10 protein-coding genes are annotated in these 12,519 nt (G+C 60.0%); 9 read left to right on the forward strand and 1 reads right to left on the reverse strand.

From position 1 onward, the window contains the following. The first annotated feature begins 26 nt into the window (after nt 1–26). Nucleotides 27–1,295: a malic enzyme-like NAD(P)-binding protein gene (locus SZ55_RS13545; protein ID WP_044406723.1), complete on the forward strand. Its 1,269-nt coding sequence runs from the start codon at nt 27–29 to the stop codon at nt 1,293–1,295. Nucleotides 1,296–1,400: 105 nt separating this feature from the next. Here the strand turns inward: SZ55_RS13545 and SZ55_RS13550 are convergent, their stop codons facing one another. Then, a complete protein-coding gene (locus SZ55_RS13550) occupies nt 1,401–3,821 on the reverse strand; it encodes a penicillin-binding protein 1A (protein WP_160481841.1) in 2,421 nt (806 codons plus the stop codon). Nucleotides 3,822–4,005: 184 nt separating this feature from the next. Here SZ55_RS13550 and SZ55_RS13555 point away from each other — a divergent pair, with 184 nt between their 5' ends. Genes SZ55_RS13555 through SZ55_RS13590 form a run of 8 tightly spaced genes read left to right on the forward strand, consistent with a single transcriptional unit; the run spans nt 4,006 to nt 12,328 of the window. Then, nucleotides 4,006–5,070, forward strand: a complete 1,065-nt coding sequence (locus SZ55_RS13555; protein WP_044406728.1) for a pilus assembly protein PilM — start codon at nt 4,006–4,008, stop codon at nt 5,068–5,070. Continuing rightward, entirely contained in the window at nt 5,070–5,642 is a 573-nt protein-coding gene (pilN, locus tag SZ55_RS13560; protein ID WP_044406731.1) for a type 4a pilus biogenesis protein PilN, read from the forward strand. The genes SZ55_RS13555 and pilN overlap by 1 nt, the downstream gene beginning before the upstream one ends. Further along, nucleotides 5,639–6,262: a type 4a pilus biogenesis protein PilO gene (gene pilO / locus SZ55_RS13565; protein WP_044406732.1), complete on the forward strand. Its 624-nt coding sequence runs from the start codon at nt 5,639–5,641 to the stop codon at nt 6,260–6,262. The genes pilN and pilO overlap by 4 nt, the downstream gene beginning before the upstream one ends. Next, entirely contained in the window at nt 6,262–6,792 is a 531-nt protein-coding gene (pilP, locus tag SZ55_RS13570; protein WP_152644482.1) for a type 4a pilus biogenesis lipoprotein PilP, read from the forward strand. The genes pilO and pilP overlap by 1 nt, the downstream gene beginning before the upstream one ends. A gap of 54 nt (nt 6,793–6,846) precedes the next feature. Beyond that, on the forward strand, nt 6,847–8,970 hold the full coding sequence (gene pilQ / locus SZ55_RS13575; protein ID WP_044406737.1) for a type IV pilus secretin PilQ: 2,124 nt from the start codon (nt 6,847–6,849) through the stop codon (nt 8,968–8,970). A 5-nt stretch (nt 8,971–8,975) separates the two neighbouring features. Next, entirely contained in the window at nt 8,976–9,494 is a 519-nt protein-coding gene (aroK, locus tag SZ55_RS13580; protein WP_074973697.1) for a shikimate kinase AroK, read from the forward strand. A 52-nt stretch (nt 9,495–9,546) separates the two neighbouring features. Continuing rightward, nucleotides 9,547–10,650 (forward strand): 3-dehydroquinate synthase, encoded by a 1,104-nt coding sequence (aroB, locus tag SZ55_RS13585; RefSeq protein WP_044406739.1) that lies wholly within the window; start codon nt 9,547–9,549, stop codon nt 10,648–10,650. Between the two features lie 10 nt (nt 10,651–10,660). Next, complete coding sequence (locus SZ55_RS13590; RefSeq protein ID WP_044406742.1) at nt 10,661–12,328, forward strand: SPOR domain-containing protein; 1,668 nt, start codon at nt 10,661–10,663, stop codon at nt 12,326–12,328. Nucleotides 12,329–12,519 lie beyond the last annotated feature (191 nt).

A 12,519-nucleotide genomic window follows, 5' to 3' on the forward strand; every position in this document is an offset into this window, starting at 1 on the left:
CATAACAGTAAAAGCGGAATGCCAACATGTCTGATCTGAAAACTGCCGCTCTCGAATACCATGCCCAACCCCGCCCCGGGAAACTGAGCGTCGAGCTGACCAAGCCGACTGCCACTGCCCGCGACCTCTCGCTGGCCTACAGCCCGGGCGTCGCCGAGCCGGTGCGCGAGATCGCCCGTGATCCCGAGCTGGCCTACAAGTACACCGGCAAGGGCAACCTGGTGGCAGTGATTTCCGACGGCACCGCCATCCTCGGCCTCGGCAACCTCGGCCCGCTGGCCTCCAAGCCCGTCATGGAAGGCAAGGGTGTTCTGTTCAAGCGCTTCGCCGGTGTCGATGTGTTCGATATCGAAGTTGATGCGGAGAGCCCCCAGGCCTTCATCGACACCGTCAAGCGCATCTCCATCACCTTCGGCGGCATCAACCTCGAAGACATCAAGGCGCCCGAGTGCTTCGAGATCGAGCGCACCCTGATCGAACAATGCGACATCCCGGTCTTCCACGATGACCAGCACGGTACCGCCATCGTCACGGCCGCCGGCATGCTCAATGCCCTGGAAATCGCCGGCAAGACCCTGCCGGAAGCCCAGATCGTCTGCCTGGGTGCCGGTGCTGCCGCCATCTCCTGCATGAAGCTGCTGGTGAGCATGGGCGCCAAGGTCGAGAACATCTACATGGTCGACCGCAAGGGCGTGATCCACGCCGGCCGCGATGACCTGAACCAGTACAAGGCAGTCTTCGCCCACGAGACCTCCAAGCGCACCTTGTCCGATGCCCTGGAAGGTGCGGACGTGTTCGTCGGTCTGTCCGGCGCCAACCTACTGAGCGCGGAAGACCTCAAGCGCATGGCGGCAAACCCGATCGTCTTCGCCTGCTCCAACCCGGATCCGGAAATCCAGCCGGAACTGGCCCATGCCACCCGCAACGACGTGATCATGGCCACCGGCCGTTCGGACTACCCGAACCAGGTGAACAACGTGCTGGGCTTCCCCTTCATCTTCCGCGGTGCGCTGGACGTTCGTGCCACCCGCATCAACGAAGAAATGAAGATCGCAGCAGCTCTGGCGCTGCGTGACCTGGCCAAACAGCCGGTGCCCAAGGATGTCTGCGATGCCTACGGCGTGGCTTCCCTGGAGTTCGGCCGCGAGTACATCATTCCGAAGCCGATGGACAAGCGCCTGATCACCGTGGTTTCCGATGCGGTTGCCAAGGCAGCCATCGAGTCCGGCGTAGCAACCCTGCCGTATCCGAAGCACTACCCGCTGAAGTCGGTGGACGATGTGTTTCAGGGCTGATCGCCGCTGATATGAAGAACCCGCCTGCTGGCGGGTTTTTCATGTCTGGTGGATGTGTTCGGCTGGAAAGGAAGAGCCCGCTGATCGCGGGCTCTTCTCGTTTGCTCAGAACAGATCGATGGGTGCAGCTTCGTCCGCTGGCAGGGGGCTGCCTGGGATGCTGGAGCCCGGGTCGAGTTCGCTCATGGGCGGGGGCGAGTCTTCGCTCTTGAACAGTTCGAAGAATGCATTGGGCGTTCCCGGTGTTGCTGCACGCCCGCTCAGGGGGTCGATGCGCAGCGTGAGAATCCCTTCGGGTTCTGGCTGGACGTGCTCCGGTTTGTCCTTCAGGGCTGCACTCATGTAGCTCATCCAGATCGGCAGGGCGACTGTGCCGCCGTACTCGTGCCGGCCCAGGCTCTCGGGCTGGTCGAAGCCGACCCACACCGTGGTGATGTAGTCGGCGTTGTAGCCGGAGAACCAGCTGTCCTTGGACTCGTTGGTAGTGCCGGTCTTGCCCGCGATGTCGCCACGCCCCATGGCCAGGGCGCGTCGACCGGTGCCGCGCTTGATCACGTCCTGCAGCATGCTGGTCAGGATGTAGGTGGTGCGGGCATCGACGATGCGTTCGGCGGTGGCCGGCTCCGCAGTTGCATCATGGTTGAGCTGGGTGTCGGGCGCTGCGTTGACTTGGGCCATGCTGGCGCTGGGTTTGTCGTCCTGCGGTACGCGGGGCGGGTTGGCGGTGAAAATGACCTTGCCTTCCCGGTTTTCGATTCGTTCGATCAGGTAGGGCTGGATCTTGTAGCCGCCGTTGGCGAAGGTGCTCCAGCCGGTCGCGATCTCCATCGGGGTGAGGGTGGCAGTGCCCAGGGCGAGGGAGAGGTTGCGCGGCAGTTCATCCTTGTTGAAGCCGAAACGGCTGATGTAATTGATCGCGTAGTCGATCCCCACGGCTTGTAGAAGGCGGATGGAAACCAGGTTGCGCGACTTGTACAGCGCTTCCCGCATGCGGATGGGGCCGAGGAAGGTGTTGTTGTCGTTCTTGGGGCGCCACACCTTGTCCAGGTACTCGTCGACGAAGACGATGGGGGCGTCGTTGACCAGGCTGGCGGCAGTGAAGCCGTTATCCAGTGCTGCACTATAAAGGAAGGGTTTGAAGCTTGAGCCGGGTTGGCGCTTGGCCTGGGTGGCGCGGTTGTAGTTGCTCTGCTCGAACGAGAAGCCGCCGACCAGGGAGAGGATGGCGCCGCTGTAGGGGTCGAGTGAAACCAGGGCGCTCTGGGCTGAAGGCTGCTGGCTGAACAGCAGGGCGCCGTCAGGTTGGCGCAGTACGCGGATCAGGTCGCCGACCTGCACCACGTCTGCCGGCTGGCGCGGGCGGGCGCCGAGGCTGTTGGTGTTCAAGTAGGGGCGGGCCCACTTCATGCTGTCCCAGCTGACGGCCTCTTCATTGCCGCTGCGAGTCAGCACGAGGATGCCGCTCTGCTCGACCTGGGTGACGATAGCGGGCTCGAGGCCGCCAATCGTGCGCTGCTTGGCAAGCTCCTGGCCCCATCCTTCGCGGGTCATGCCGGGAAGTCGGGTTTCCGGGCCGCGGTAGCCGTGGCGCTGGTCGTACTCCATCAGGCCGCTGCGCAGGGCGACGTTGGCGGCTTCCTGCAGGTCGCTCGGTGTCGTGACAGTGACGCGGAAACCTTCGGTGTAGGCATCGCTGCCGTAACGTCCGACCATTTCGGCGCGCGCCATCTCTGCGATGTAGGGTGCGTTCACTTCTGGGGTCGGAACATGGTAGCTCGCGTCGATCGGTTCGCTGATGGCGGCCTCGTAGCGCGCCTGGTCGATCTTGCCCAGCTTGAACATGCGCCCGAGGATCCAGTCGCGACGCTCCTTGCTGCGGGTCGGGTTGACCAGCGGGTTGAAGCGGGAAGGCGCCTTCGGCAGGCCAGCGATCATGGCCATCTGGGCCAGGCTCAGCTCCCGGATCGACTTGCCGTAGTAGACCTGTGCAGCGGCTTCGATGCCGTAGGCTCGGTTGCCCAGGTAGATCTTGTTGACGTAGAGCTCAAGGATCTCGTCTTTGCTGAGCTCTCGTTCGATCTGTAGGGCAAGAAGTATCTCGTTGATCTTTCTGGAGAAACTCCGCTCGCTGGTGAGGAAGTAGTTCTTCGCCACCTGCATGGTGATGGTACTGCCGCCGCTCTGGATATGCCCGCTTTTCAATAATTGAGTGGCAGCGCGCACCAGGCTCGTGAGGTCGACGCCATAATGGTTGGCAAAGTTGTCGTCTTCCGCCGCCAGCAGGGACTGGATGAATTCCGGAGGGATGTCCGCGAAACGGATCGGTGCCCGCCTCATCTCGCCGAACTCGGCGATCAGCTTCCCATCGCTGCTATACACGCGCAGCGGTATCTGCAGCTGGATGCTGCGTAGGGAATCGACAGACGGAAGACTCGGGCTAAGGTAGAGATAAGCGCCGCTGAAACTGAGCAACAGCCCACAAAAAACAGCAACGCAAGACCACCAGAAAAACTTCAGCAGGCGTATCAAGATTCTTGGATTTCCAGGCAAAAGAATGAGTTAAGCGGAAACAGATCTGAAAAGGGAAAAACTGATCACATTATAAGCGTTTTTTTTCCCGGGGAGCCATTTGCGCTTCTGTCAAGACTGTTATTTAATGTGGAAAAACATAAATCGTCCGTAAGTCACGGACGCTGATAGGAAATCGGTCGTGCTAGGGCTCTTCAACAAGAAAGCGAATTCGCTGCTGGGGATCGACATAAGCTCGACCTCGGTCAAGCTCCTCGAATTGAGTCGCTCGGGTGGCCGCTACAAGGTAGAGGCCTACGCCGTCGAGCCGCTCCCGCCAAATGCTGTCGTCGAAAAGAACATTGCTGAGCTGGAAGGCGTCGGCCAGGCACTGTCGCGTGTGGTCGCCAAGGCGAAGGCAGGCTCCAAGCTGGCAGCCGTTGCTGTGGCGGGGTCGGCCGTCATCACCAAAACGATCGAGATGGATGCGGGGCTGTCCGATGACGAGCTGGAGAATCAGCTCAAGATCGAAGCTGACCAGTACATTCCTTATCCCCTTGAAGAGGTAGCCATCGATTTCGAGGTTCAGGGCGTTTCTGCACGAAACCCCGAGCGAATGGATGTGCTGCTGGCAGCCTGCCGTCGCGAGAACGTCGAGGTGCGCGAGGCAGCGCTTGCTCTTGCTGGACTCACCGCGAAGGTCGTGGATGTCGAGGCCTATGCGCTTGAGCGTGCCTATGGGCTCCTTGCTTCCCAGTTGGGGAATGGCTCGGAGGATCTGACGGTTGCGATCGTGGACATCGGCGCGACGATGACCACCCTGAGCGTCTTGAATAATGGTCGCACCATATACAGTCGCGAGCAGTTGTTCGGAGGTCGCCAGTTGACCGAAGAAATTCAGCGCCGCTATGGCCTTTCTGTCGAGGAAGCGGGTTTGGCCAAGAAGCAGGGCGGTCTTCCGGATGACTACGACAGCGAGGTTTTGCAACCGTTCAAAGAGGCAGTTGTCCAGCAAGTCTCACGATCGCTGCAGTTCTTTTTCGCAGCGGGCCAGTACAACGATGTCGATTACATCCTCCTGGCCGGCGGTACAGCCTCTATTCCCGATCTAGATCGCCTGATCCAGCAGAAGATCGGAACGCCGACGCTGGTCGCAAACCCCTTCGCCGACATGGCACTGAGCGGCAAAGTCAACGCAGGTGCGCTGGCAAGTGATGCGCCGGCCTTGATGATCGCTTGTGGCTTGGCAATGAGGAGTTTCGACTGATGGCGCGTATTAACCTGCTACCGTGGCGTGAGCAGCTGCGGGAAGAGCGCAAGCAGCGATTCCTGGTGGCCTTGGGCGGTGTGGTTGTTATTTCTGCAGGCCTCGTGTTCCTTGGTGACCAATACCTCAATGGCGAGATCGATAACCAGAACGCCAGGAATGAATTCGTACGCAAGGAAATTTCCGTTCTGGATACGCGCATCAAGGAAATCAGCGAGCTCAAGACACGCCGGCAGCAGTTGCTGGAGCGTATGAAGATCATTCAGGACCTGCAGGGCAACCGCCCGATCATTGGTCGTGTCTTTGATCAGCTTGTTCGTACTCTGCCCGATGGTGTGTATTTCACGACCGTGAAGATGGCAGGGTCCAGTATTGCCATCACTGGGGCAGCTGAATCCAACAACCGTGTTTCCAACTTGATGCGGAATCTGGATGCCTCCGAGTGGTTGACCGCACCGAACCTGACAGAAGTCAAGGCGATCACCGCCGGTGCTGTTGATCAAGCGAACGTGTTTCAACTGACCGTGCAGCAGACACAACCTGCTGCGGACAATGCCGGAGCCAAGAAATGAGTCTGGCTGATTCCCTGGAAAGTCTGCGCAAGATCGACCTCAACGATCTTGACCTGAATAACGTCGGTTCCTGGCCGGCTGCCGTTAAGGTCATAGCCTGCATTTTGGTGATGGCTGCGATCTTGGCGCTGGGTTACAACTTTCACCTCAAGGATCTTGAGGTGCAGCTCGACCAACAGCGTGCTGAAGAAGAGTCGCTGAAGCAGCAGTTCACCACCAAGGCTTTCCAGGCCGCCAACTTGGAAGCCTACAAGGACCAGATGAAGGAAATGGAGACTTCCTTCGGTGCGCTTCTTCGTCAGCTTCCAAGCGACACCGAAGTTCCTGGTTTGCTTGAGGACATTACGCGCACTGGACTGGGTAGTGGTTTGGAGTTCGAAGAGATCAAGCTCCAGCCGGAAGTGGTTCAGCAGTTCTATATCGAACTGCCTATCCAGATATCGGTAGTGGGCAGCTATCACGACTTGGCGACATTTGTGAGTGGCGTCGCCAGCTTGCCGCGTATTGTCACACTGCATGATTTCAGTATTGCTCCGCTCAGCCCGGAAAGTACTTCCAAACTGCGTATGAGTATTTTGGCCAAAACTTACCGATACAACGACAAGGGGCTGCAGAAATGATGCGCGTCAGCTCCAAGGCTGTTCTTGCCTTAGTGGTGTTTTCCAGTTTGTCGGGGTGCGGGAATAGCGGTGATTTCTCGGATCTTCAGGCTTACATGGATGAGGTCCGTGCGCGTCCCAAGGGGACCATCGAACCGTTGCCGAAGTTCCAGCCCTATGAGGCCTTTACTTATAGTGCCGCTGCACTACGGAGTCCCTTCCAGCCTCCGGTGAAAATCGATCTGGCTAACAAGGTGAAAGGCAGCAAGGATGTCCACCCGGATGAAACCCGGGTCAAGCAATTCCTCGAAGGGTTCAATATCGAGACCTTCCAGATGGTAGGTACGCTTTCCAATAACGGTGGGATGTTCGCGTTGGTCCGTGGGGCAGGAGGGGTGCATCGGATCAAGGTTGGCGATTATCTGGGGCGAAATGACGGCAAGGTTGTTTCTATCAGCGAAGGCAAGATTGATGTCGTCGAGATCGTCCCGGATGGAGAGGGTGGCTGGCTTGAGCGTCCTCGTAGTCTCACGCTCATGGAACGCTCTTAAGGGCGGGGTGACTTTATGAACTACAAACACCGGTCTGCACAACGGAATTTGACAATGAACAGCTCCCTAACACGCCTTGGACTTTCTCTTCTGGCGGCCATGTTTTCACCTATGTTGCTGGCTGCTGACCTCAAGGCCCTAGACGTCGCGGCCCTGCCGGGCGGAAAGGTCGAGCTGAAACTCGGTTTCGACGGCCCCGTTGTACAGCCGAGAGGCTACACGATTGAGCAGCCTGCAAGGATCGCATTGGACCTGCCTGGCGTTGCCAACAAACTTGGCAGCAAGAACCGCGAGCTCGGGGTAGGTAACGCTCGGAGCGTCACTCTTGTCGAGGCGAAAGATCGCACTCGCATGATCATCAACCTGTCGACGTTGGTGCCTTACAGCACGCGAGTTGAGGGTAACAACCTTTATGTTCTGGTTGGCGACGCTGCCGGCGCTGCTCAACAGGCTGCACGCACCAGTGCGCCATTAGCAGCTCCGTCACAGCCTGTCGCACCTGTCAAGGCGTTCGCGCCTGCGGGCAAGGCAATCAGCAACATCGATTTCCAGAGAGGCGAGCAGGGCGAAGGTAACGTCGTCATTACCCTATCCGACCCCAGTGTGAGTCCCAACATCCAGGAGCAGGGTGGAAAGATTCGCCTGGACTTTTCCAAGACCCAAATTCCGGAGTCTCTGCGTGTTCGTCTTGATGTAAAGGATTTCGCGACCCCGGTTCAGTTCGTCAGTGCCTCTGGCAGCTCGGGTGATGCCAGTATCGTGATCGAGCCGACGGGCTTCTACGACTACCTGGCCTACCAGACTGAAAACAAGCTGACTGTCAGTATCAAACCGCTTACCCAAGAAGATATGGAGAAGCGCAAGACCGAGCGCTTTGCCTATTCTGGCGAAAAGCTCTCGCTCAATTTCCAGGATATTGATGTCCGCTCGGTACTGCAGCTGATTGCTGACTTCACCGATCTGAACCTGGTTGCGTCCGATACCGTACAAGGCAACATCACTCTCCGCCTGCAGAACGTACCTTGGGATCAGGCACTTGACCTAGTCCTGAAAACCAAGGGCCTGGACAAGCGCAAGGTCGGTAACGTGCTGCTGGTTGCGCCAGCGGACGAGATCGCTGCCCGTGAACGCCAAGAACTGGAGTCTCAGAAACAGATTTCCGAATTGGCTCCGCTGCGCCGCGAGCTCATTCAGGTCAACTACGCCAAGGCAGCTGACATCGCCAAGCTCTTCCAGTCCGTCACGAGCGGAGAGCCCTCAACCACCGATGAACGTGGCTCCATTACCGTCGATGATCGTACCAACAGCATCATCGCCTACCAGACTCAGGACAAGCTTGACGAATTGCGTCGCATCGTTACCCAGCTCGATATCCCGGTTCGCCAGGTAATGATCGAAGCGAGAATCGTTGAGGCGAATGTTGATTACGACAAGGCATTGGGCGTCAGGTGGGGGGGAGCTTATACCAATGGCAATTGGAATAGCTGGGGGAAAAATGGGAATATAGGTATTAAAGATGGAGATACTTCCTCTTGTGGTCCTTTTAAGGGTAATTGCACGCTCCCTACTACCAACAATAACCCAACGCCGTTCGTAGATATGGGTGTCTCAAATAGCTCATCTGGGATAGGGATAGGTTTCGTTTCTAGCCATGCGATTCTTGATCTGCAGCTTTCTGCTATGGAAAAAACAGGCAATGGTGAGATCGTTTCTCAACCCAAGGTGGTTACCTCTGATAAAGAAACTGCAAAAATCCTAAAGGGCTCTGAAATTCCGTATCAAGAGGCTAGCTCCAGTGGTGCGACCAGTACCTCTTTCAAAGAGGCAGCTCTCTCGCTGGAGGTTACTCCCCAAATTACTCCGGACAATCGGATCATCATGGAAGTGAAGGTCAATAAGGATGCTCCGGACTTTGCAAACCAACTGAATGGCGTGCCTCCGATCAATAAGAACGAGGTAAATGCCAAGGTGTTGGTGAGTGATGGCGAGACAATCGTAATTGGCGGTGTCTTCTCTAATACACAGACTAAATCTGTGGACAAAGTGCCGTTCCTCGGTGATCTGCCATTCGTGGGGCGAGTGTTCCGAAGAGATGTTGTTCAAGACAAGAAATCCGAGCTGCTGGTATTCCTGACTCCGCGTATCATGAACAACCAGGCTATCGCTGTGAGTCGCTGATATCAGTGCACAATCTGATCCTCGTTGGCCCGATGGGAGCTGGAAAGAGCACCATCGGGCGTTTGCTTGCCAAGGAACTCCGTTTGCCGTTCAAGGACTCCGACAAGGAGATCGAACAGCGAACCGGGGCGAATATTCCCTGGATTTTCGATGTGGAGGGGGAGCAGGGCTTCCGTGACCGCGAACAGGCCATGATCCAGGAGCTTTGCGAAGCCGATGGGCTGGTCGTGGCGACGGGTGGGGGTGCCGTGCTTCGGCCTGCCAACCGTGAAGCGCTGCGATCGGGTGGTCGGGTGGTTTACCTCCACACCTCCGTCGACCAGCAGATCGGCAGGACCTCTAAGGATCGCAACCGGCCGCTCCTGCGGACGGCCGACCCGGCCAAGGTCCTCCGTGACCTCATGGCCATCCGTGATCCGCTCTACCGTGAGATCGCCGACATCATCATCGAGACCGATGAACGTCCGCCGCGGATGGTGGTGCAGGAAATACTCGAGCGACTACAGGGCCTTCCGCCCCGTTAAAGGGCGGGCGGAACTGCGCTATCCTAGTGCCCTTTTTCATAGTGGGGGCCTCATGCGGACACTTCAGGTCGATCTCGGCGAGCGTAGCTATCCCATCCACATCGGTGCCGACCTGTTGTCGAAGGCCGAGCTGTTTGCGCCGCATATCGCGGGCAAGCAGGTGGCCATCGCCACCAACGAAACCGTCGCCCCGCTTTATCTCGAACGGCTGACCCAGACCCTCGCCGGTTACAAGGTCCAGCCCATCGTTCTGCCTGATGGCGAGTCCTTCAAGAACTGGGAAACCCTCCAGCTCATCTTCGACGGCCTGCTCACCGCACGTCATGACCGCCGCACCACCATCATCGCGCTGGGTGGCGGCGTCATCGGCGACATGGCCGGCTTTGCTGCCGCCTGCTACCAGCGCGGCGTCGACTTTATCCAGGTCCCGACCACCCTCCTGTCCCAGGTGGACTCCTCGGTTGGTGGCAAGACCGGCATCAACCACCCCCTCGGCAAGAACATGGTGGGTGCCTTCTACCAGCCCAAGGCCGTGCTGATCGATACTGCGACCCTGCGCACGTTGCCGCCTCGCGAACTCTCCGCCGGGCTCGCCGAAGTGATCAAATACGGCCTGATCTGCGATGCGCCATTCCTGGACTGGCTGGAAACGCACATGGAGGCCCTGCTGGCCCTCGAGCCGACGGCGCTGAACGAGGCCATCGAGCGCTCCTGCGCCGCCAAGGCCCGCGTAGTGGGTGCCGATGAACGCGAATCCGGCATCCGCGCCACCCTCAACCTGGGGCACACCTTCGGCCACGCCATCGAGACCCACATGGGCTACGGCGTCTGGCTGCATGGCGAGGCGGTGGCCGCCGGGACCGTCATGGCCCTGGAGATGTCCCGTCGCCTCGGCTGGATCGACGCCGCAGAGCGCGACCGCTCCATGCGCCTGCTGCGTGCAGCGGGCCTGCCGATCGTACCGCCCCAGGAGATGACTCCCGCCCATTTCCTGGAGCACATGGCCGTAGACAAGAAAGTGATCGATGGCCAGTTGCGCCTTGTGCTGCTGAGCCGGCTCGGAGAGGCGGTAGTCACCGCCGATTACCCGGGCAACATTCTGGACGAGACCCTGAGCGCCGATTACCGCGCCCTGGCCGAAGAGCTTGGAGAGTAAAAACAGTCCCATGAGCAGCCTGCACGCTGAAGAGGCCTTCCTGGCCCACTACCAGTTCACCCATGACCCGTTCGCCGCGCGGGTCCCTGGCTTCAAGTTCTACCCGGCCCAGCGCAAGCCCGTCCTCGGCCAGCTGCACCACCTGGCCCGCTACAGCCAGCTGTTGCTGGTCGTGACCGGGCCCAACGGCGCCGGCAAGACCCTGCTGCGCCAGGCCCTGGTTGCCAGCACCAACAAGCAGGCCGTGCAGAGCGTGGTCGTGTCCGCGCGCGGCGCCGCCGAGGCCGGTGGCCTGATGCGCCTTATCGCCCAGGCGCTCGGCATTCCCCAGGCAGACAGCCGCTCCATCCTCGCCCAGGTCGGCCAACTGGCCCTGACCGGGCAGGAGGTCTACCTCCTCGTCGATGATGCCGAGGACCTGGACGACACCGGCGTCGACAACCTGCTGGCCCTGGCGGCCGGCAGCGGCGAATCGCGTCCCCACGTCTTCCTCTTCGCCGACTCCTCTCTGCTGCCGCGCCTGGAACTGGTCGCTGATGGTGAAGAACGCTTCCACGCCATTGAACTTCTGCCCTACAGCGAGGACGAAACCCGCGAATACCTGGCGCAGCGCCTCGAAGGCGCCGGCCAGAGTATCGACCTGCTGACCGAGGAACAGATCGAAGACATCCACCTCCAGTCCGGAGGCTGGCCCGGCGGCATCAATCAGGCCGCTCGCGAGCTCCTGGTGGAAGCGATGCTCGCCGAGCGGGGCGCATCGCGCAAAGGAGGGTTCAGCTTGAATCTACCGAAGAAGCACCTGCTGGCACTGGGCGTCGTCGCCGTCGGTGTCGTCGCCGCCTGGCTGATGCAGGGTCGTTCCGATCACATCGCACCGGCCCAGCCCACTACCGCACAACTGCCCCTGGGCCAGGGCGTTGCCCCGTCCACGCCTGAGCAGCCGGGCAAACCCGGTGAAGCGCCGGCCGTCGAATTCGCCGGTTCGTCGCAGCCGCTGCCCCTGCCGCTGGTGGGCGAAGCCCAGCCGGTCATCCGTGAGCCGCTGGCCCAGGCCGCCGGGCAGGAAGACCAGGATGAAGCCGGTGCCCCGACCACGGGCAGCGCCGTGCCGCCCACCGTGACCACGGTCGCCCCGCCCGTCGGAGCCACGGCCAGCCCCGCGCCGGCCCAGCCGCCCGCACCCATCGTCACCCAGCAGCCGGCTACCCGACCGGCAGCGCCGGCCACCGCGCCTGCCGCTCCGGTCGTGGCCCAGGCCACCCCCAGTGCGCAGCCGGCCAAGCCCGCAGCAACCCCGGCGCCGACCGCCAAGCCTGCAGCGACCGCACCGGCAGCCAAGCCGGCCGAGAAGCCCGCTGCCAAGCCGGCTGCAGTCGCCTCCGCGGGTGGTGGTGCAGGTGATGGTTGGTACCGTGCCCAGGCAGGTGGCAACTACGCCGTGCAGATTCTCGGCACCAGCTCCGAAGCCAGCGCCAAGTCGTTCGTCCAGCAGAACGGCGGCGAGTACCGTTACTTCAAGAAGCTGCACCAGGGTAAGCCACTGTACGTGGTCACTTATGGTAACTTCCCCAGCCGCAACGCCGCCCAGGCCGCCATCAAGGCCCTGCCCGCCAAGGTGCAGGCCGGCAAGCCCTGGCCGAAGAGCTTCGCCAGCATCCAGCAAGAGATGGCCCGCTGAGCCCGGTCCCGGGCTCACCTGTCACTTGGCATCCTCAGATGTGACCGGAAAGTCGCTAGCACGACCTTCCGGTCTATTCCTTCGCTTTTGCGACAAAAACTTTCACCGAATCGTCGTGCAGATTTGTAACGACCCCAGTGGATATGTACACTGACCTCCCTTTTGCCTACGCAAAGCTGGCGTCAAGTCCG

This window comes from Pseudomonas sp. FeS53a (assembly GCF_000931385.1).
Classification (GTDB): domain Bacteria; phylum Pseudomonadota; class Gammaproteobacteria; order Pseudomonadales; family Pseudomonadaceae; genus Metapseudomonas; species Metapseudomonas otitidis.